The 19,829-nt window shown below is 32.3% G+C and carries 20 protein-coding genes; 4 read left to right on the forward strand and 16 right to left on the reverse strand.

Annotated elements, in window-relative coordinates:
* Positions 1 to 62: 62 nt before the first annotated feature.
* The 4 genes from pgi to M4I23_RS01245 are packed head-to-tail and all read right to left on the reverse strand — an operon-like array spanning position 63 to position 4,691.
* Positions 63 to 1,682 carry a glucose-6-phosphate isomerase gene (gene pgi, locus M4I23_RS01230; RefSeq protein ID WP_249753158.1) on the reverse strand — a complete coding sequence of 540 codons (1,620 nt, stop codon included), beginning with the start codon at positions 1,680 to 1,682 and terminating at the stop codon, positions 63 to 65.
* 4 nt (positions 1,683 to 1,686) lie between these two features.
* Complete coding sequence (locus tag M4I23_RS01235) at positions 1,687 to 3,027, reverse strand: peptidoglycan DD-metalloendopeptidase family protein (RefSeq protein WP_249753159.1); 1,341 nt, start codon at positions 3,025 to 3,027, stop codon at positions 1,687 to 1,689.
* Positions 2,985 to 3,902 (reverse strand): tryptophan 2,3-dioxygenase family protein, encoded by a 918-nt coding sequence (locus M4I23_RS01240; protein ID WP_249753160.1) that lies wholly within the window; start codon positions 3,900 to 3,902, stop codon positions 2,985 to 2,987. Before M4I23_RS01240 ends, M4I23_RS01235 begins: the two co-directional genes overlap by 43 nt.
* A gap of 3 nt (positions 3,903 to 3,905) precedes the next feature.
* Positions 3,906 to 4,691 carry a DUF3108 domain-containing protein gene (locus M4I23_RS01245; RefSeq protein ID WP_158851599.1) on the reverse strand — a complete coding sequence of 262 codons (786 nt, stop codon included), beginning with the start codon at positions 4,689 to 4,691 and terminating at the stop codon, positions 3,906 to 3,908.
* A 383-nt stretch (positions 4,692 to 5,074) separates the two neighbouring features.
* Between M4I23_RS01245 and M4I23_RS01250 the strand changes: the two genes are divergently transcribed.
* Together M4I23_RS01250 and M4I23_RS01255 are read left to right on the forward strand one after the other, a co-directional pair.
* A complete protein-coding gene (locus tag M4I23_RS01250) occupies positions 5,075 to 6,568 on the forward strand; it encodes an ATP-binding protein (protein ID WP_158846111.1) in 1,494 nt (497 codons plus the stop codon).
* 53 nt (positions 6,569 to 6,621) lie between these two features.
* Entirely contained in the window at positions 6,622 to 7,404 is a 783-nt protein-coding gene (locus M4I23_RS01255; RefSeq protein ID WP_249753161.1) for an enoyl-CoA hydratase/isomerase family protein, read from the forward strand.
* A 109-nt stretch (positions 7,405 to 7,513) separates the two neighbouring features.
* On the opposite strand, the gene M4I23_RS01260 is transcribed toward M4I23_RS01255, so the two are convergent.
* The 5 genes from M4I23_RS01260 to M4I23_RS01280 all read right to left on the reverse strand — a co-directional run bounded on the left by M4I23_RS01260 (position 7,514) and on the right by M4I23_RS01280 (position 11,432).
* On the reverse strand, positions 7,514 to 7,810 hold the full coding sequence (locus tag M4I23_RS01260) for a hypothetical protein (RefSeq protein WP_249753162.1): 297 nt from the start codon (positions 7,808 to 7,810) through the stop codon (positions 7,514 to 7,516).
* Positions 7,811 to 7,876: 66 nt separating this feature from the next.
* Positions 7,877 to 8,488: a hypothetical protein gene (locus tag M4I23_RS01265; RefSeq protein WP_158846117.1), complete on the reverse strand. Its 612-nt coding sequence runs from the start codon at positions 8,486 to 8,488 to the stop codon at positions 7,877 to 7,879.
* Positions 8,489 to 8,888: 400 nt separating this feature from the next.
* Positions 8,889 to 9,482: a hypothetical protein gene (locus M4I23_RS01270; protein ID WP_249753163.1), complete on the reverse strand. Its 594-nt coding sequence runs from the start codon at positions 9,480 to 9,482 to the stop codon at positions 8,889 to 8,891.
* Positions 9,483 to 9,848: 366 nt separating this feature from the next.
* Positions 9,849 to 10,442, reverse strand: a complete 594-nt coding sequence (locus M4I23_RS01275) for a hypothetical protein (protein WP_249753164.1) — start codon at positions 10,440 to 10,442, stop codon at positions 9,849 to 9,851.
* 396 nt (positions 10,443 to 10,838) lie between these two features.
* Positions 10,839 to 11,432, reverse strand: coding sequence for a hypothetical protein (locus M4I23_RS01280; RefSeq protein ID WP_249753165.1), 594 nt, complete (start codon positions 11,430 to 11,432; stop codon positions 10,839 to 10,841).
* A 201-nt stretch (positions 11,433 to 11,633) separates the two neighbouring features.
* Between M4I23_RS01280 and M4I23_RS01285 the strand changes: the two genes are divergently transcribed.
* Positions 11,634 to 12,506 carry an AraC family transcriptional regulator gene (locus M4I23_RS01285; protein ID WP_158846125.1) on the forward strand — a complete coding sequence of 291 codons (873 nt, stop codon included), beginning with the start codon at positions 11,634 to 11,636 and terminating at the stop codon, positions 12,504 to 12,506.
* A gap of 74 nt (positions 12,507 to 12,580) precedes the next feature.
* Here M4I23_RS01285 and M4I23_RS01290 read toward each other — a convergent pair whose 3' ends face one another.
* The 7 genes from M4I23_RS01290 to M4I23_RS01320 all read right to left on the reverse strand — a co-directional run bounded on the left by M4I23_RS01290 (position 12,581) and on the right by M4I23_RS01320 (position 18,542).
* Positions 12,581 to 13,990 (reverse strand): SGNH/GDSL hydrolase family protein, encoded by a 1,410-nt coding sequence (locus M4I23_RS01290; RefSeq protein WP_249753166.1) that lies wholly within the window; start codon positions 13,988 to 13,990, stop codon positions 12,581 to 12,583.
* 73 nt (positions 13,991 to 14,063) lie between these two features.
* Positions 14,064 to 14,720: an HD domain-containing protein gene (locus tag M4I23_RS01295; protein ID WP_249753167.1), complete on the reverse strand. Its 657-nt coding sequence runs from the start codon at positions 14,718 to 14,720 to the stop codon at positions 14,064 to 14,066.
* A 76-nt stretch (positions 14,721 to 14,796) separates the two neighbouring features.
* A complete protein-coding gene (locus M4I23_RS01300; protein ID WP_249753168.1) occupies positions 14,797 to 15,714 on the reverse strand; it encodes a GyrI-like domain-containing protein in 918 nt (305 codons plus the stop codon).
* Between the two features lie 3 nt (positions 15,715 to 15,717).
* Positions 15,718 to 16,017, reverse strand: coding sequence for a n-acetylglutamate synthase (locus tag M4I23_RS01305; RefSeq protein ID WP_249753169.1), 300 nt, complete (start codon positions 16,015 to 16,017; stop codon positions 15,718 to 15,720).
* 51 nt (positions 16,018 to 16,068) lie between these two features.
* On the reverse strand, positions 16,069 to 17,067 hold the full coding sequence (locus M4I23_RS01310; protein ID WP_158846137.1) for an acyl-ACP desaturase: 999 nt from the start codon (positions 17,065 to 17,067) through the stop codon (positions 16,069 to 16,071).
* A gap of 12 nt (positions 17,068 to 17,079) precedes the next feature.
* Entirely contained in the window at positions 17,080 to 17,817 is a 738-nt protein-coding gene (locus M4I23_RS01315; RefSeq protein WP_249753170.1) for a 1-acyl-sn-glycerol-3-phosphate acyltransferase, read from the reverse strand.
* A 314-nt stretch (positions 17,818 to 18,131) separates the two neighbouring features.
* On the reverse strand, positions 18,132 to 18,542 hold the full coding sequence (locus M4I23_RS01320) for a BrxA/BrxB family bacilliredoxin (protein ID WP_158846141.1): 411 nt from the start codon (positions 18,540 to 18,542) through the stop codon (positions 18,132 to 18,134).
* Positions 18,543 to 18,946: 404 nt separating this feature from the next.
* Between M4I23_RS01320 and M4I23_RS01325 the strand changes: the two genes are divergently transcribed.
* Entirely contained in the window at positions 18,947 to 19,726 is a 780-nt protein-coding gene (locus M4I23_RS01325) for a TerB family tellurite resistance protein (protein ID WP_158846143.1), read from the forward strand.
* The last annotated feature ends 103 nt before the right edge of the window (positions 19,727 to 19,829 follow it).

Below are 19,829 nucleotides of genomic sequence, written 5' to 3' on the forward strand. Positions count from 1 at the left end.
AAGGCCTTAATATTAAAAATATCAAGGCCTTTTTGCTTTTTGTATAAGAATATTCTATCAATTTACTTAAATCGCTTATAATAATTCAATAAATTTTGAGTTGAAGAATCATGTTCATTATTAACATCACCACTAAATTCCTTTAAAATTTTAGACGCTAACTGTTTTCCTAGCTCTACACCAAATTGATCGTAACTAAAGATATTCCATATAATACCTTGAACAAATATTTTATGCTCGTACATCGCGATTAGTTTACCTAAACTCTCTGGCGATAATTTATCTATAAAAATGGTATTTGTTGGCTTGTTACCTTTAAATACTTTAAAAGGTGTTATTGTCTCACTTGTACCTTCGGCAACAACTTCGGCTTGTGTTTTACCATTTAATAACGCTTCAGTTTGCGCTAAAAAATTAGACATTAATTTATCTTGATGATCCTGGTTACCATATAACGACTTAGTGAACCCAATAAAATCGGCTGGAATTAACTTTGTTCCTTGATGTATTAATTGAAAAAAGGCATGTTGAGAATTTGTTCCTGGTTCTCCCCAAATAATAGTTCCTGTTTGGTAATCTATAGGATTGCCATTTCTATCTACACTTTTACCATTGCTTTCCATGATACCTTGTTGTAAATAGGTAGCAAATTGGTTTAAATATTGTGAATATGGAATTACCACTTCACTTTCTACTTTAAAAAAGTTATTATACCAAACCGTTAATAATGCTAAAACAACTGGAATATTAGACTCAAAATCTTCATTTTTAAAATGCTCGTCCATTTTGTTAGCCCCTTTTAACATGCTATCGAAGTTCTTATAACCAACAGCTAAACTTACGGTTAACCCAACAGCACTCCAAAGTGAAAAACGACCACCAACCCAATCCCACATAGGGAAAATATTATCTCCATCAATTCCGAAACCTTTTACTTTTTCAATATTAGTAGAAACTGCAACAAAATGTTTTGCAATAGCATCACTGCTTGCTGACTTTAAAAACCAATCCTTTAACGTATTTGCATTAGAAAGTGTTTCTTGTGTAGTAAATGTTTTAGAAACAATAACAAACAATGTAGTTTCTGGATCTAATTTTTTAATAACCTCATTAACATGATCGCCATCTACATTACTCACAAAATGAGTTGTTAGTTGGTTTTTATAATATTGAAGTGAATCTACCACCATAGCAGGTCCAAGATCCGATCCTCCAATACCTATATTTACAACATCGGTAAATGCTTTTCCTGTATACCCCTTTCTTGCGCCACTTACAACTTCATTTGTAAAACCTTCAATTTTTTGTTTTACTTGATATATTTCCGGCATCACATTAACACCATCTACTTTAAAATCGGCATCTTCTGGTGCTCTTAAGGCTGTATGTAAAACGGCTCTTCCTTCGGTTTCATTTATTATCTCTCCAGCAAACTGACTTTTAATGGCGTCTTTAAGCTTCACATCATCAGCTAATTCTAATAAATACTTAAGTGTTTCTTCAGTAATTCTATTCTTAGAAAAATCTACATAAAAATCATCCCATTTAATAGTGAAATTATTTGCTCTCGATTTATCTTGAGCAAATAAATCTTTCATATGTACATCTTTTACAGATTCAAAATGCGCTTGCAGTTTTTTCCAAGATGCTGTTGTTGTCGGATTTACGTTTGGTAATGCCATAAGATTAATTATTAAATGATATTGTGTTAGTATTTTGTTTTATTGTAGGTTCTATTTGCTTTTGATCGTCGAAAACATCTTCCAAGAAATCAACAGCGTCCAGTTGTTTTTTTATAGGCTCAATAAATTCTAAATATTTTATTTTTAATGAATCTGAAATCCCTTTTGCTTCGGGTAATTTTTGCTTAAATGGATCTACTTGTTTACCATTTTTCCAAAAACGATAGCATACATGTGGCCCTCCAGTATTCCCTGTCATGCCAACCCAACCAATAACATCGCCTTGTTTTACAAACTGCCCCGGTTTTACATTACGTTTTTTCATATGTAAATATTGGGTTTCGTAAGTGGCATTGTGCCTAATTTTTACATAATTACCGTTACCACCAGAGTAGGTCGATTTAGAAACTGTTCCATTTGCCGTCGCCATAATAGGCGTGCCAATTGGTGCAGCAAAATCGGTTCCTTTATGTGGTCTTAATTTAAAACCGTAAACAGCAATACGTCTTTTTAAATTATATCTCGAAGATATTCTGCTAAACTTAACTGGTGCTTTTAAAAAGGCACGTCGTAAATTTTTAGCTTCATCACTAAAATAATCTACAATACCTTTAGTAGAATCTGTTACATATTCGAAAGCATAAAATGGTTCACTATTATGCTCAAAATACGCGGCTTTTACATCTTGAACTCCAGCATAAATAGTATCATCGATATATTTATCGGTATAGATAACTTTAAACCGATCACCTTTTTGTAAACGTCTAAAATCTATAGTCCAAGCATAAATCTCATCTGCCATTTTATAGGCCAAACGCTGACTTAACCCTTGCTCTTCTAAAGTTTGCGAAATATTATTAGTAATAACACCTGTTGCCGTTTTTTCAATATATTTTATTGGTTTTTTACTTGTATAAGCATGGATAGAATCTTGAAAATTAACAACTACATACTCCTCTACATTTGGTTGATAAACAAAACATTTAGGTGTTTGTAAAGAATCTTTAGCACACAGCAACGTATAAGGTTTGCCCGGCCGTAAACTTCTAACATTAAAACTATCTTTTGCCTTTTCAACTATATTGAATATCTCAGGATAACTTAAATGATTCCTATCTAGGATTTTACCAAAAGTATCACCACTTTTAATAGTGTCCCGTTTCACGATAAAATCGTCTAAATTAAAACCAAATTCAAAATTCTCTTCTGGCATTTCAACTAAAGCCAATTCTGGCTCTACTACTTTATCTTGTTTTTCATCGTCCTTACAACTTATAAAAAACACTGCGCATGCTAATAGAATTATATATTTGTTCCCCACGTTTCTTTTTCTTGCTCTGTCCATAAATCTGGAAAAAATATTCTTTTTTGGTATTTGGGGTGCATATACTTCACCCATTCACTTCCTCCGGTTGCCTCGGCTGTTTTTCCGTTAATATTTAAATAATGATTTGCGGTATTATAATGGGCCATAACCCATTTTATATTCACCGTATAATCGTAATGCCTCATGGCATCAATCAATTCTTTATTTTCTTGCGATGCTTTAGGAAGCTCCTTAAATTTGCTCCACAAGTTGCTGTTTTTATAAAACTTTATAAATCTAATAAATTCGTCTTTATATCGACCTTCAAAATCAGACAATGTATACGTTTTTTTTCCTGTTTTATAATCTTTACCAGCAGCTTGCCAATACAAATGCTCAAAAGCATTTTCGTAAGATGAGTTTTTATCAAACGTATCCCTAAAACGCTTATCGATTAAATTAATTAGCTCCGTAGAAGCAAATTCAATTTTACGATATTGTGCGCTTTGAAACCCACTTGCAGGCGTTAAAGTTGTCCTAAATTTATTGTATTGCTCCACGTCCATTCCATCCTTCATAATAGTAAATGAAGATGTTAACACATCAAAATAGCGACTAATGCGCATTAATTTAGATGTAAACGTCTCGGTATCAATAGTATCATTTTTTGCAATTTGATCCATTTCCGAAAGCACCATTTTAAACAGCAACTCGTTAACCTGGTGGTACATGATAAAAACCAACTCATCTGGAAAAACAGTACGTTGTACTTGCAAACTCAACAACGCATCGGTTTGTATATAATCCCAATAATTAATAGGCTTACTATGCAGTAAGCCTTCTAAATGTGCATCAACATCTTGATCAATAGCATCAAATTTATCTTTAATTTGGTCGGTAAGTTTAGAGTTCAAAGTTTATTGGTTTTTAACAACAATATTAAAAGGATGTTTCAACCCTCTAAAAGCGTCTAAATCTGCTCTAAGCGAACCCACAGCCAAATCTGCCTTTATACGCAAAGGTAATTTATTTTTATCTTTCGAAACCCATAGCGTTAAACTTTCTTCCTCTTTAAAAACGCGCCCTGCCATAACATACGGTCTAAATTTCAAGGCTCTAACCTTACCAAAATCGGTATCAATAGTTTCTTCACCTAGATACTGTAATTTAAAACCATAATTTTCTTCATCAAAAAACATATCAATCTTTACCTCGTTACCAACCTCTAAATTATCGGTATCTAAATGATTACGTAAATAATAAAAAGTCGATACCATATCTTGGATATTAGGCTTTGTATCAACAATTATCTTTTTTTTATGTTTTTTATCATTAACATGTGCCTTATTATTTTTTTGATCAAAATCAATTTCTAAATCCTTAGTATGTCCACCTTCGTCAATATTTCTAACAAACTTGTAAGGCAAAATAGTCGTTTTATCAAAATAACTCTCGTATCTATCCTTCACTTTAAAAAACCATTTAATCATGCCAGTGGTCCACCCTTTACCTACAACATGGTAAACAGGTCTTCCATCTAAAACTTCATCATGCACGGCCAACGTAGCATTTCCTGCTTTAAGCCAATTACTATAACTCATCCTAAATTTAAACCATTCGCCATCTTCAAAAGCCGATTCGGGCTGCGAAAACCCAGTTTGCGCAACAAAAACCAACGATAATATAAGTAGTATTCTCTTCATTTGTATGTGGGTCATATCTTGTAACTTTTTAAATGTACAATTATTGTAACAAGCAAGAAATTACAATTACTATTCCAAAAATAGAAAAATTCTCATTATTGCCATTACTTATTAGAAGCTCTTAACGATAATTTGTTACATCTGTACAAAATTTAACGATTTAGTGCAGTTTTTTAAATTATTTGAGCGTTACCCGAAAAGGGTCGGGCTTTCCGCAGTCGCTTTTTTGTGTTGCATAGGCGCAACAACACAAAAAGAGCTCCAACAATGCTCCAATCCCTAACGCAGGCCTCCGCTAAATTAAAGACTAAAAAAACTTTTAAGTTTACCGCTGCGAGCTTTGGTGCGATTATTGTTATATTTAGACCACTACAATTTTATTAATGAAAATAAAAAAACCATCACTTCGTACCCGAATATTTCTGTCCATGATCCTTTTGGTTCTACTGGCATCCGTTCTAATTACAGGCATAGCCATTTACCAATATAAGGAAGAAACGCAAGATTACCATACCGAACGCTTAGAACGGAAGGAGCTTAACACAAAAACACACATAAAACGTGTTTTAAATGGACGCCAAAACACTTGGGAAGTAAAAACCGAAAATATCCCCATAATATTTAAAGAAGAAATCTATAGTATTGCCGACATACATAAACTTCAAATTATACTTTACGATTTAGATGGCGGCTTACTTATTGCTTCTAGCGCAGGTTTACAAAAATCGGCCGTAGAAAAATGCTTAAGTGCCAATGTTTTGAACGCTATATCTAACACGCCAGATCATCGCTATGTGGATAAACATATGGAAAACGGACAAACCTTCCAGTCTTCTTTTACTTATGTTACCGATATTAAATCGAAACCCATAGCCATATTAAACATTCCTTATCTAGAAAATGATGATTTTCTTGCCAAAGAATTAGACGAGTTTTTATCTCGTATTATTTACGCCTATTTATTTGTGCTCCTTATGGCCATCGGAATTGCTTTTTTATTATCAAAATACATCACAAAATCCCTGAAAACAATTAGTGATAAAATAAACACCACGCGTTTAGAAAAAAGAAACGAACGTATTGAAATAAGTGATACCAGCGAAGAAATTTCAACCCTGGTAACATCATACAATAGCATGATTGACGAGCTTGAGGAAAGTGCTGTGCAATTAGCAAAAAGCGAACGTGAACAAGCTTGGCGCGAAATGGCAAAACAGGTAGCTCACGAAATTAAAAACCCATTAACACCTATGCGTTTAACGGTGCAAAGCTTCCAACGAAAGTTTAACCCTGAAGACGAAAATATACACTCAAAATTAGACGAATACAGTAAAACTCTTATTCAGCAAATAGATACCATGAGTTCTATTGCCTCTGCTTTTTCTAATTTTGCAAAAATGCCCGCACAACAAAACGAAACTCTAAACGTAGTTGAAATTGTAAAACTAGCTTTAGATATTTTTAATGAACACTACATTTATTTCACCTCCGAAAAAGAAGAAATTATTGCCGTTTTCGATAGAACACAACTTATACGTGTAGTTACCAATTTAGTAAAAAACGCCACACAAGCTATGCCTATAAAAGATGACCCTAAAATAGACGTCTATGTTGGCACAAATAACGGCAACGTAATTTTAACGGTTTCCGATAACGGCACAGGTGTACTAGAAGAAAACAAGAAAAAACTTTTTGAACCAAAGTTTACAACAAAAACAAGTGGCATGGGGCTTGGTTTAGCTATGGTAAAAAATATTGTAGAAACCTATAACGGAAGTATTTCATTTGAATCTGAAAAAGACAAAGGCGCCGTTTTTAAAGTTGTTTTCCCTCAAAAATTCGAACATTCTAAAAACTTCAGAGATGGTGTTTCTTAGAAAGAATAAAGAAAATAATTAAATTAACATCAGTTTAAAAAACATCAAACATTATGAGTTACCAAAATATATTAAGCGAAACCAATAACGGGATCACAAAAATCACAATTAACCGCCCAACAAAGCTTAACGCACTTAATAAAGACACCATAGAAGAATTACACAAGGCTTTTAAAACTGCAAACAAGGATAAAAACACCAAAGTAATTATTTTAACAGGGAGCGGAGAAAAGGCTTTTGTTGCCGGTGCAGATATTAGTGAGTTCGCTAATTTCTCGGAGGAAAAGGGCGGGAAACTTGCCGCTAAAGGACAAAAAATATTATTCGATTTTGTAGAAAATTTATCGACTCCTATTATTGCTGCAGTAAATGGTTTTGCGCTTGGTGGTGGATTAGAATTAGCAATGGCTTGCCATATTAGAATTGCTAGCGATAATGCGAAAATGGGACTTCCAGAAGTTTCGCTTGGTGTAATTCCTGGATATGGAGGCACACAACGTTTACCACAATTAGTAGGGAAAGGTCGCGCTCTAGAAATGATTATGACCGCTGGAATGATAGATACCGAGACTGCGAAAAGTTACGGCTTAGTAAACCATGTGGTTACTCAAGCAGAATTAATTCCATTAGCAGAAAAAATAGCGAATAAAATGATGAGAAATTCGTCTGTAGCTATTGCCAAAGCAATAAAAGCCGTAAACGCAGGTCTTGAAGACGGCAAAAATGGTTATAAAACAGAAATAAAACAATTCGGAAAAAGTTTTGGGACGGCAGATTTTAAAGAAGGCACTACCGCTTTTTTAGAAAAACGTCCTGCTCAATTTCCAGGAGAGTAACACTTACTTAAAACAACTTATTTGGGAGTGGCTTTTTATTTAAATAAGCTACTCCTTTTTTATAACCAATTATTCAATAAGAACTCAATATCAAATAGTTAAAGAAATTTTACACTTCCCACCTCTTAAGGTTATCAATTTCATCTCCAATTAGTTTGTCGAATATTTTGGTAGCAATAATCCAATATAGTACGCAATAGAGAACACCAATTGATATAAATAAATATTCCCAACGTGTATTAGCAATTAATCTCGAAAAATAAATTAATCCCACTATATTTAAAACACCCCAAACTATGTGTAAAATAACACGTTTCAATATCCAATTGGATTGTGTGCTATTTTTCCCTAAACCATTATTGGTTTTGTTATTTTTATAATTCTTAAGTAAATTAAGTATTTTCATAGCCTAGTTTTTGAAGAAAAAAAAAGGTGAACCTTTACGGTTCACCTTTATCAAATTAAGTTAGAATTAATTAATTGATTTTGTAAAAGTTCTACCATCTGTACGGCAAACTACTTCAAACTTACCTAGACTTAAGCCTTCTAGCTTGTAAATACGTTCGATAACTTTAGAGTTTTCAACTTTTTCTGAGTGAATAGTTTCTAAAACACCATTGCTTGAATCAGATTCAAAAAAGATCTCGATGTTCAAAGGTGCTTCATCTAAAGAAAGTTTAGTTACATAAAGTAAATCTCCAACTACTCTGGTAACAGGCTTATAAATTATTTTCTCTTCGCCTTTAGCGAAAGTAACAACATCAGCATCAACTGTAAACGGTATTGTATTAATTTCTACATCTTTATCAATTTCAAATAAATATGAACCATTTGGAAGTTCAGTTAAATCGAAACCTTTAGTATAGCTTCCAGATTTTTGAATGAATTCTTTATATAGTACAATGCCATTTTCATCTTTAATAGATAATAGGTTCCCCTGTTTAACATCTGTTAAAGTAAGTGAGGTTTTGTCAGCATCATTTTTTATTGTAATAAATGAAACTTCATTTGCGAAACTTAAAGTGGTAGTAAAAATTGTTACCATTAAGATTCCTTTTCTAAGGTGTTTAACTAGGTTTTTCATGATTTGGATTTTTTAACGTTCAACATGTCAAAAATACAACCGATCCGCCAAACCTAAAACATTGATTTTGACACATTTGTTTGCTATTTTAACCGTTATTATTACATTAACTATATGTTAATTAAAATACCATATATCGAGGTTAAAAATGCATATAAACACCTAATATCAAAATAAGGTAAACTTAATAAATAGAAATTTTAGATTAGCAATTGATAATATTTTTAATAAAAAAATACAGTCAATTCTACTAAAAATATTTACAACCTAATAACATAGATCAAAAAATAAAAACCTCACGAGTTAGATTTGTTTATGTTCCCAGGAAAGTTTAAAGCAAAAAAAAGTGGGCTACCACGGCCCACTTTATCAACTAAACTAAACTAAATAAGACATTAAACTAATTGTTAATGAATTTCGTGTACTCGTTATTATCAGAGTTTAATACTATTTTATAACTTCCGGTTTCAAGTTTGTACGCCTTTTCAATAGTTTGTAGGTTTTCAAACTTATCAGAATAAAGTAATTGATAATCATTATTATAATTGCCATAGATACTAATTTTTAAACTAGCATAATTTGGAGCAAGCTTTGAGATGTAAACAAATCCATCTTTTTCTCTTACAAATGGTTTAAAAACTGTTACTTCTTCGTCTTTTTTAAACACGACCTTATTAGACTTTACAGTAAAAGGAATCGTTTTAATCTCAATATCCTTATCAACTTCAAAGAAATAATCACCATCTGGCAAAGCTGTTAAATCGAATCCTTTTCTATAAGTTCCAGATTCTACAATAAGCTCCTTATATAAGGTGAGACCATTCTGATCTTTTATTGATAGTAAATTACCTTCTTTAACATTATCAATTGTCAATGCTGTTTTTATAAGTCCTTTCTTTAAGGCTGAAGATTTGTCTTTTGCATTACCTACTAATACAGTTAACATAGCTACTGCAAATAGGATTTTTTTGGAATGTTTAATTACGTTTTTCATAATTTTGGTTTTTTTAACGTTCAACATGTCAAAAATACAACAGACGAACCAAACTCAAATCATTGATTTTGATGTATTTATGTGTTATTTTAACCGTTATCATTACATTAAATATATGTTAATTAAAATACCATACAACACGGTTAAAAACACATATAATGCCATAGAAATGAAATTAAGCAAACTCAGTAAATTTAAAATAAGACATCATGGGTTTTTCTGAAGAAAGACTAAAACCCTACTAAGAATATACTATGCGCAAAACTTAGAAACTTACACCATTTGATTTACTGTAAGTTTTAAACAAAAAAAGTGGGCTACCACGGCCCACTTTGTCAACTAAACTAAACTAAATAAGACATTAAACTAATTGTTAATGAATTTTGTGTACTCGTTATTATCCGAGTTTAATACTATTTTATAACTTCCTTTTTCAAGTTTGTATGCTTTTTGAATGGTTTGTAAGTTTTCAAACTTATCAGAGTGAATTAATTCAAACGCACCATTATAATTACCATAGATACTAATTTTTAAACTAGCATAATCTGGAGCAAGCTTTGAGATGTAAACAACACCATCATTTTCTCTAACAAATGGTTTAAAAACTGTTACTTCTTCGTCTTTTTTAAACACCACCTTATTTGACTCTACAGTAAAAGGAATTGTTTTAATTTCAACATCTTTATCAACTTCAAAGAAATAATCACCATTTGGTAAAGCTGTTAAATCAAATCCTTTTTTATAAGTTCCCGATTCTAAAATAAGCTCCTTATATAAAGTAATACCGTTCTGATCTTTGATTGATAATAAATTACCTTCTTTAACATTATCTACTGTTAAAGCTGTTTTTATAAGTCCTTTCTTTAAGGCTGAAGATTTATCTTTTGCATTACCTATTAATACAGTTAACATAGCTGCTGCTAATAGGATTTTTTTGGAATGTTTAATTACGTTTTTCATAATTTTGGTTTTAGTAACGTTCAACAGGTCAAAAATACAACAGACGAACCAAAATCAAATCATTGATTTTGATGGATTTATATACTATTTTAACCGTTAACATTAGATTAACTCAATGTTTATTAAAATAACATATAACGCAGTTAAAAATGCATATAAATAGAAAATCGAACTATTTATAAATTGAATATTTTTAATTAAAAATTGTAATTTGAAATAAATGAATAGATAAGATTGTTTTAATTACTGAAGAATAAAAAGGAATTGATCTTCCTGGAGAATAACATCTTTTATTACTAGAAAAGATAAAAATAACTGAGGTTAAATTTAGCGCATAAAAAAGTGGGCCACCACAGCCCACTTTACCAACTAAACTAAACTAAATAAGACATTAAACTAATTAATGAATTCTGTATACTCTTTTTCATCAGAGCTTAATAATATTTTATAACTTCCTTTTTCAAGTTTGTATGCTTTTTCAATAACTATAGAATTTTCGATACTATCTGTATGTAGCAATTCGAACTCTCCATTATGGTTAGCATATATTTCAATTTTTAAAGTTGAAAGATTTGGTGCTAATTTCGTAATATAAACCACATCATTTTGTTTTCTAACAAATGGTTTAAAAACAGTAACCTCTTCTTCTTTATTAAAAAAAACCTCATTACTATTTACTGTAAAGGGAATCGTTTTTATTTCAACATCTTTATCAACTTCAAAAAAATAATTTCCGTTTGGTAAAGCTGTTAAATCAAATCCTTTTCTATAAATCCCAGACTCTTCAATGAACTCTTTATATAATGTTATACCGTTTTCATCTTTAATAGATAATAAATTCCCAGCTTTTACATTGTTAATCGTTAATGCTGTTTTAATTATATCCTTTTTCTCTAGAGTAGTATAACTTGTTTTCGCGTTACTTAAAAGCGTAGCACAAAATGCGGTTAACAATACAATTTTCTTTGAGATGATAATAGCGTTTTTCATGATTTGGGGTTAATTATGACTAACGGTACAAAGATACACGAGTAACAAAGCTTAAAAAACATCAATTTTAGCCTATTTATGTGCTAAATTATCTATTAATAGAGTGTTAACAGAATGTTAAGTTAATTAAACACATATTAAAGGTAATTAAATATACAATGTGTGCATAATATGTCGTAATTTTGCAACAAATATTCCCCTATGATTATTAAAAAACCTACATTAGAAAAAATTAGCCCCAGTTTTGGCAGTTCTATTTTAGTTAGGCAACATGGCGAAAAGGCTGATAAAAACAACGCTTTTTGGCACTTTCACCCGGAACTAGAGTTGGTATACGTAAATAAAGGACAAGGTAAAACACATATTGGAAACCATTTATCCTACTTCAATAATAGTCAACTTATATTAATAGGTGCTAATTTACCTCATAATGGTTTTAGTGATCGACTTACTGCTAATGGCACAGAGACTACGGTGCAATTTAAATCGAACTTTTTAGGAGATGATTTTTTGACTGTTCCAGAAATGGCAAGTATTGTTGCCTTATTTGAAAGAGCAAAAAAAGGAATCCGTTTTCAAATTGATACTAAAAAGAAAATTGGTCTTAAAATTGAAAAACTTTTAGAGCATGATGGTTTAAAACGTATGCTGAAGTTTTTAGAGATTTTAAATCACTTATCCAAAACGGATGATTATACTTTATTAAATGCCGACGGAATTGCCTTAGAAACCAACCCACAAGACAGCGATAAGATTAATACCATTTATAAGTACATCAATACTAATTTTAATGAGCATATTGCGCTAGACGATATTGCAAACGAAGTAAGCATGACCGTGCCTGCCTTTTGTCGTTACTTTAAAAAAACTACAGGAAAAACATTTACACAATTAGTGAATGAATATAGAGTGGTACATGCTACCAAACTTTTAAATGAAAGTAAAATGAGTATTGCTGATGTTTGTTTTGAGTGTGGCTTTAACAATTTCTCGCATTTTAACAAACAGTTTAATGAAATTACAGGTAAAACAGCTTCGCAATACCGAAAAGAAATTAAGCATATTATTCAGTAATACACTTGAGGTTTTATTATAAAGTTTAATGGCAAGCTTAAAGTTTTAAGACTGCCATTAATACATATTAAATTTTATTTTACAAATAGCGTATAACTTTTTGTAACCGCGGTTTCTCTATTAAATTTAAAATCGAATATGCAATAAAACACCTTAGGCTTTGCATGCCTTAATCTTACTTTAAATTTATTGCTTCCTTCCTTAAATCTATAAAACCCTTTTTTAGTAATAATTTTTCGTCCTAGTTTATTATATAGCCTTACTTGTACCTCTCCAACATTAAAACTATAGAAATTAATATTAAATTTATCTCCTACTAATTTAGAACGCCTTTTAATCGACATTTTTTTTACACCATCCTTGTTTTCAATATCTGTACCACGCAAACAGGTTAAATAATCAATATTTTCACCCAAAACACGATCTAACAATATATTATGGCCTGCATCATTAACATGCGTACCATCTCCGCTGTCTAAATAAGATAAAATAGTACCATTAGCATTCGAGATACCCGTCCAAAAATCAATAGTTCTATCGGTATACCTTCCTAAAATAGCTTTTTTAACATCTCTTTGAGTTTTAACATCAAGAGGGTTAGAAAAATACCTTGGCTGTGTTGTTGTTATCCAAATTGGAACAGAACGCTTTTCTGCTTCTACATTAATTTCGGCAAAATTAGTAAGTTGTGTTTGTTTTGAATAACCATTATAAGTATCATTTGATGGTAGATTTAAAATAATAGCTATAGGATTATACGATAGAGCTTTTGTAATATTTCTATTTACATCAATAGTCACTCCTGCAGGTAATAACGTAGGCGAATCTGTTGGCAGCAAATTAAATGTTGTAAGCCCTCCCAAACCAAAATTAAATACAACAAGACTTGTGTTTTTTTGAAATAGTTCGTTCTTATATTTATACACCCACGATTTCTCTATTGAAGAAGCTCCTAATCCTTCGGCAGTAGAAGACCCAATAACAACAATGGCACACACTGAGGTATTGTTAGATATTTCAAAAACATCATCACTACTATCTATTAAACTTCCAGAAGTTAATCTCACCAAACAATTTCTAGAAACCTTATTAGGTATCACCCATCGGTAACTCTCCGTAGTACTAGGAACTGTTGCTATAACATTCCATGACCTTCCATTATTTGCTGAGTATTCGATAGCAATATCACTAACTAAATTATTGCTTTCCCAAATAATATTTGGATTCTTACCTACTTGCCAGAACTCATTACCATTGGGAGAAACTAAATTTAAATTTGAGTCGATGCTATAATCAACCGTTTTATCATTTAAACCACAAGTATCATCAACAAACCCAAAAGAGTTATAACTGATGCTGGGGAATAGGTTATCATCTAAAGAGGAAGAAGCACTATCAAAATTCAAAAATTCAGATTCTACCTGGCCGTATACTTGCAACCCTAGCACTAAAATAAAAACAGTAAGAATTAAGTTTCTTTTCATAAAAGGCCTGATTAAACCAAATTAGATAGAACGAAATAAAATCTATAAAACAAAAAAAGCAACAGTAACTTAATTACAAAACACCTGCCCACTCTTTATCAAATTGATTTAAAAACTGAAGCATAAACTCATGTCTCTCTCCAGCAATCAACTTTCCTGTTTTAGTATTCATTCTATCTTTTAAAAGCAATAATTTTTCGTGAAAATGATTAATTGTTGGTGCAGTCGATTTTTTATATGCTTCCTTACTCATATTGAGGTCAGGTTTTATTTCCGGATTGTAAAGCGCCCTGTTTTTAAAACCACCATAATTAAAGCAACGTGCAATACCAATGGCTCCAATAGCATCTAAACGATCGGCATCTTGAACCACGTTTAATTCGGGAGAAGTAAAATTCTGTTCCTCATTTCCGCCTTTAAAAGATATATTTTCGATAATATTTACTACATGCTTAATCGTTGAATTATCAACATTTTGTTCCAACAGAAAATCACGTGCCACTTTAGGACCAACGGTTTCATCACCATCATGAAATTTACTATCGGCAATATCATGAAGCAATGCCCCAAGCACCACAACAAATGCATCCACTTTTTCTGTTTTTGAAATTAAAAGGGCATTTTTATAAACACGTTCTATATGAAACCAATCGTGCCCACCTTCGGCATCTTTAAGTGTTTCTTTTACAAAAGTGATGGTTTTAGATATTATACTTTCTTGGTTTATCATGGGTTAAAAATAGAAAGATTATCAAGTAAATAACACTATTTTTTAAAAGAATTTGGTTTCCATAAAATTTAACAACCTACTTAACCGGTATATAAAAATCAACAATAGCCTTGCCTTCCGGATGTTCTCGCATGTCATTTTGATAGATTTCAAAAGGATTAGCATCTGCTTTTTTATAACCATTATCATGCATCCAAACAAAAAGGCTACTCCACGATTTTTCAAATTCTAGAGAAGTGACCTCAAAACTGCCTACAATATACTTTCCAGCCTTTGTAATTGTTTTATGGATATCATCTTCAACTAAAACTTCATTTTTAGTTAATACTGAAACACTCATACGGACCTTATCGGCATCCGTAATTTTAAAACTATCGTGAAATATTCTCGCTAATCGCGTTTCGGGTTGTTGCATAAATCCCTTTGGTATCGCCCATTTTATAATACGCTCAAAAGCTTTATCTATATTCTCGACACCAATATGAGTTACACTCGCAAAATGTAATTCTGGCAACTCTTTAATTTCAATTTTTGCATTCATTTTAATCCAATCTAAATGGTTATTAATGTTGCAAAAATAAGCTTCAAGCATAAAGTCTTCTTGTCCTTTCTTGCTTTCAACTATACCAATCTTGCTAAATTTATGGGGATGCTTTTTTCTAAATTCTGAAGGACTAACGCTATAAAATTTCTTAAAGGCTCGAGTAAAAGTAGAATTACTACTAAAACCACTTTGTAAAGCTAACTCGTTAATACTACAATTCTTTTTATGAATTAATCCTGCCGAGGCTTTTTCCAAACGCTTTCTATTAATATAAGCATTTAGAGTTTCTCCAATTATAATTTTAAAAATACGATGAAAATGAAAAGGAGAAAATAAAGCAATTCTAGAAACATTTTCTAAAGATAGCTTATCGGAAGCTAAATGCAAATCAATATACTTTAAAGCCGTGTTAACGCGTTTTATGTAATCTTTATCATGATTTTGTAGCATCGCTTAAATTTCTTCTAAAACAGAAGTACCTTTAGATAGATCACCCGAAGTCCATTGCCATTTTTCATGCAATCTAATTTTTCCATTTGACATTATTTCGGGAGTGGAGTTGCAAATTCCAGTCATTAACTCTCCATTTGCATTAATTTGATGATAGCGCATATTGATACTTCCATCATTTTCAACCAAACCAATTAAGTGTCCAGAAATAATAGAACTATCGCGATAAGCACAAGTTATAATGGAGCCCTCTTGTTTATATCCAAAAACAGCTGAAGATGAAACTTCACTGTTTTTGGACATTGAAACAGGTTTAAATTTTTTATTGTTGTAGTTAATCAACTAAAAAGAAGATTATTTTATAATTGCAGGTTGAACCCATTTAAATTCAAAAGAATTTTCAGGTACTTTCATACGCTCAGCAACACGCGTCATTCTAGACGGTAATTTCATAAGGTAATCTCTCGCCTTCTCAGCCTCGTCATTAAGGTTGGTTATTTTATCAATTTCCCAACGCTTAGTTAGTTTCTCTAAAATATCGATATAATCTAGTGAAGTATAAACCCCAATACGTTGTGCTGTATTAGAAAACTCTTCGAAAGCCGAACCAATTTTCCCGCCAGTTTCACGTAAAAAGTGAGCAGGCATGGTTATTTTTTGCTTCATCATGTAGTGAAAAGCCATCATCATTTGGTTTGGATCCACTTCAAAAATACGTTCTACAAATTCAGAATAAGCATGGTGATGTCTCATCTCGTCACCAGCAATAATCTTACACATTTTAGATAAACGCTTGTTACCAAAATCCTTAGCTATTTTAGCCACACGGTTATGCGAAACATAAGTCGCTAACTCTTGGAAACTTGTATAAACAAAGTTTTTATACGGATCTCTATCGGTTCCAATATCAAAACCATCTGCAATTAAATGCTGCGTTGTTACTTCAATTTCGCGCATATTTACACGACCAGAAAGGTATAAGTATTTGTTAAGCACATCACCATGGCGATTTTCTTCACCCGTCCATTGGCTCACCCATTTAGACCAGCCATTTTTACCATTAACTTGATCTACACCTTCAACGTCCATTAACCAAGACTCGTAAGTTGGTAACGCTTCTTCAGTAATCATATCACCTACTAAAACTACCCAAAAATCGTAAGGTAACTCTTTGGCCAATTCTCTAATTTCTCTAACTTCTTCAAAAAATTCTTCATCCTTACCTTCTGTATTTGGTAAAAAGTCGGTAGGTTGCCAAATTTTTTCAATGGGAATTAAATACTTTTCCACTAAGGCATCAATATCCTTTTCCAAAAAGTTCATTACTTCAATTCGCTTGTTTTTTAACGCCATCAGGATGTGTTTTTAAAGTTTTATATGTTCTATAATAGTGGTTTCCACACTATTTATCAAATCTCGCTTATTAGCAAAGGTATTAATTTTTATAGGCTTATGCACGGTAAATTTTATATGCGTGCCCAAACCCATAGGGAATTTGCCATATCGCAACGTTTTCCAAGAGTTATTTATGGTGATTGGCACCACTAATGCCGAAGGGATTTTTTTTAATAAAATTTCCAAACCTTTTGTTTGAAATGGTTTTGGGTTCCCATCAACACTACGCGTACCTTCTGGAAAAATCACGGCTGCACGATTCGTTTTTTCAATATATTCACCAAATTTCATAATAGCAGGCAACGATTGTCTCGGGTTTTTACGGTCTATTAAACAAGAACCACCATGACGTAAATTATAAGATACACTTGGTATACCTCTACCTAACTCAATTTTACTAATAAATTTAGGATGATGTTTACGCATATACCACATAAGCGGCGATATATCGTACATGCTTTGGTGATTAGAAACAATAATTATAGGTTGATCTGTAGGAATATCATAAGGATTATCGAATGTAAACCGCGTACCCAATATATTTAAACAACGCATTAAACAAAACTGCAAGGCGTCCACACTTTTTTTAAGCGCTTCATACCCAAAAACCCGATAGCAAAAAGCTTGGATAGGATGGAATATAACAATGGTTAGCAAAAACGCAAAGGCATATATAATAGTTAACGGATAAGATATTAGTTTTACCATGCTTCAAAAATAAGTAAAAACTTAGTTTTAAAAAACAGCCACGCACTTGTTATTTTCGCAAATAATATGAGTTGGCGGATTTATCACTGAACAATCTGAAATAACATTCCATTTCTTATTAAAATCAGCTTCAGCTTCATTATGTTTTTTTAATAGATGTAAAAGCATCCAAAGGAGTTGCGTGAATAAAAAAAACCTACGATAAATCGTAGGTTTTTTTTATAATATAAATCGCATCACTTTATTACAATCAAGTCTTAATTCTTGTTTCTTTCAGTGCAGCGGTCTTAAATGTTTTATCGAAAAAAACTCGACTAACAATTTGCGTTGTAAGCATCTGAAAGGTTTTCAGCAATTAACTCAGCTGGACGACCTTCAATATGGTGACGTTCTAACATATGTACTAATTCGCCATCTTTAAATAAAGCCATACAAGGTGAACTTGGAGGAAACGGAACCATAAATCCACGCGCCGCATCTACAGCCTCTTTATCAACACCTGCAAAAACCGTAGTAATATGGTCTGGGCGTTTTGCGTTTTGTAAACTCATTCTCGCACCTGGACGCGCATTAGCTGCTGCACAACCACAAACCGAATTTACAACCACAAGCGTAGTTCCCGGTTTTGCAATAGCCGCCTTAACCGCCTCGGCAGTGTGTAATTCCTCAAAACCAACTTTGGTTAAATCCTCACGCATTGGTTTTACTAATTCTGCTGGATACATATCTTTTATTTTTTTATTTTATAATTAATCTCGATACAAAGTTAATCAAAAATCGTGCGATTAAAGACAACTGTCAGGTTTAAGTCGTTCATAACCATCAAAACCTGACAAATTTTCCCGTTTATTTATTTGGGCGTTCCCCTCCGGGTCAGGCTATCCGCTATATCTTTTTTAGTGCAAAATGATTTCCGCTTCATACTAGAACACAGTAAGAATCAAAAGTTTTAGCTAGAATTTAAACTATAGTAAAAGCACAAAAAAAGGATGCCGCTTCTATCCTTAACGCACATATCAGCAAAGTGATAGTATAAGTTAAAAGCATCACAAATTTGCCGATGCTGTAACAAAACCACAAAAAACTCAACTAACAATAGTATATTTGAAAATTAAAATAAATACAATACATGAATTTCTCAAAATGGATAGGCGCCTCTTTAGGTTGGTCGTTTGGCGGACCAATAGGCGCCATAATAGGCTTAGCATTAGGTAGCGTTATAGATGCCATGTCTGATGGAAAAGGAAGTCCTTTTTTAAAACAAGGACAACCTCAACAAGGTCAAAGAACCACATACAGCACACGAACGCAACAACGCCCACAAACCCAATCGGGCGATTTTGAAGTCAGTCTACTTATTTTAGCATCCATAGTAATAAAAGCCGATGGCAAGCAAGACCAACGCGAACTCGATTTCGTGCGTCAGCAATTTGTTAATATGTACGGAAAAGAAAGAGCAAACTCTGCTTTTGCGCTTTTTAAAAACATTAACAAACAAAATAATATTTCTACACGCCAAGTGTGTTTACAAATAAAACAAATGATGGATCATCCATCGCGTTTGCAACTTATGCATTTCCTTTTCGGAATAGCTAAAGCCGATGGTACTGTAACCGAAGACGAGGTAAAACAAATTTACACCATAGCCGGTTATTTAGGTATTAGCTCTCGCGATTACGAGAGTATAAAAGCCATGTTCTACAACAGCAGTGAAAATGCTTATAAAGTTTTAGAAATTACTAAAAGTGCTAGTGTAGACGAAATTAAAAAAGCCTACCGAAGCATGGCTAAAAAGTATCACCCAGATAAAGTAATCCATTTAGGAAAAGAACATCAAAAAGGTGCTGAAGAAAAGTTTAGGCAAGTGCAAGCGGCTTATGAGCAGATACAGAAAGAGCGCAGATTTTAATTAAATTTGTCTGATTTATACATATCATATTATTCAGGACTTATAATAATAACTATTTTGAAACTTTAATACATATTCATACTTAAAAACAAGTACTAGCAAG

This window comes from Algibacter sp. L4_22, from assembly GCF_023473045.1.
Lineage (GTDB): Bacteria > Bacteroidota > Bacteroidia > Flavobacteriales > Flavobacteriaceae > Algibacter.

Coding starts and splice junctions, on each gene's coding strand:
- pgi (WP_249753158.1), bottom strand. CDS start 1,682: ATGGCATTACCAAACGTAAATCCGACAACAACAGCATCTTGGAAAAAA.
- M4I23_RS01235 (WP_249753159.1), bottom strand. CDS start 3,027: ATGGACAGAGCAAGAAAAAGAAACGTGGGGAACAAATATATAATTCTA.
- M4I23_RS01245 (WP_158851599.1), bottom strand. CDS start 4,691: ATGAAGAGAATACTACTTATATTATCGTTGGTTTTTGTTGCGCAAACT.
- M4I23_RS01250 (WP_158846111.1), top strand. CDS start 5,075: ATGAAAATAAAAAAACCATCACTTCGTACCCGAATATTTCTGTCCATG.
- M4I23_RS01255 (WP_249753161.1), top strand. CDS start 6,622: ATGAGTTACCAAAATATATTAAGCGAAACCAATAACGGGATCACAAAA.
- M4I23_RS01260 (WP_249753162.1), bottom strand. CDS start 7,810: ATGAAAATACTTAATTTACTTAAGAATTATAAAAATAACAAAACCAAT.
- M4I23_RS01265 (WP_158846117.1), bottom strand. CDS start 8,488: ATGAAAAACCTAGTTAAACACCTTAGAAAAGGAATCTTAATGGTAACA.
- M4I23_RS01270 (WP_249753163.1), bottom strand. CDS start 9,482: ATGAAAAACGTAATTAAACATTCCAAAAAAATCCTATTTGCAGTAGCT.
- M4I23_RS01275 (WP_249753164.1), bottom strand. CDS start 10,442: ATGAAAAACGTAATTAAACATTCCAAAAAAATCCTATTAGCAGCAGCT.
- M4I23_RS01280 (WP_249753165.1), bottom strand. CDS start 11,432: ATGAAAAACGCTATTATCATCTCAAAGAAAATTGTATTGTTAACCGCA.
- M4I23_RS01285 (WP_158846125.1), top strand. CDS start 11,634: ATGATTATTAAAAAACCTACATTAGAAAAAATTAGCCCCAGTTTTGGC.
- M4I23_RS01290 (WP_249753166.1), bottom strand. CDS start 13,990: ATGAAAAGAAACTTAATTCTTACTGTTTTTATTTTAGTGCTAGGGTTG.
- M4I23_RS01295 (WP_249753167.1), bottom strand. CDS start 14,720: ATGATAAACCAAGAAAGTATAATATCTAAAACCATCACTTTTGTAAAA.
- M4I23_RS01300 (WP_249753168.1), bottom strand. CDS start 15,714: ATGCTACAAAATCATGATAAAGATTACATAAAACGCGTTAACACGGCT.
- M4I23_RS01305 (WP_249753169.1), bottom strand. CDS start 16,017: ATGTCCAAAAACAGTGAAGTTTCATCTTCAGCTGTTTTTGGATATAAA.
- M4I23_RS01310 (WP_158846137.1), bottom strand. CDS start 17,067: ATGGCGTTAAAAAACAAGCGAATTGAAGTAATGAACTTTTTGGAAAAG.
- M4I23_RS01315 (WP_249753170.1), bottom strand. CDS start 17,817: ATGGTAAAACTAATATCTTATCCGTTAACTATTATATATGCCTTTGCG.
- M4I23_RS01320 (WP_158846141.1), bottom strand. CDS start 18,542: ATGTATCCAGCAGAATTAGTAAAACCAATGCGTGAGGATTTAACCAAA.
- M4I23_RS01325 (WP_158846143.1), top strand. CDS start 18,947: ATGAATTTCTCAAAATGGATAGGCGCCTCTTTAGGTTGGTCGTTTGGC.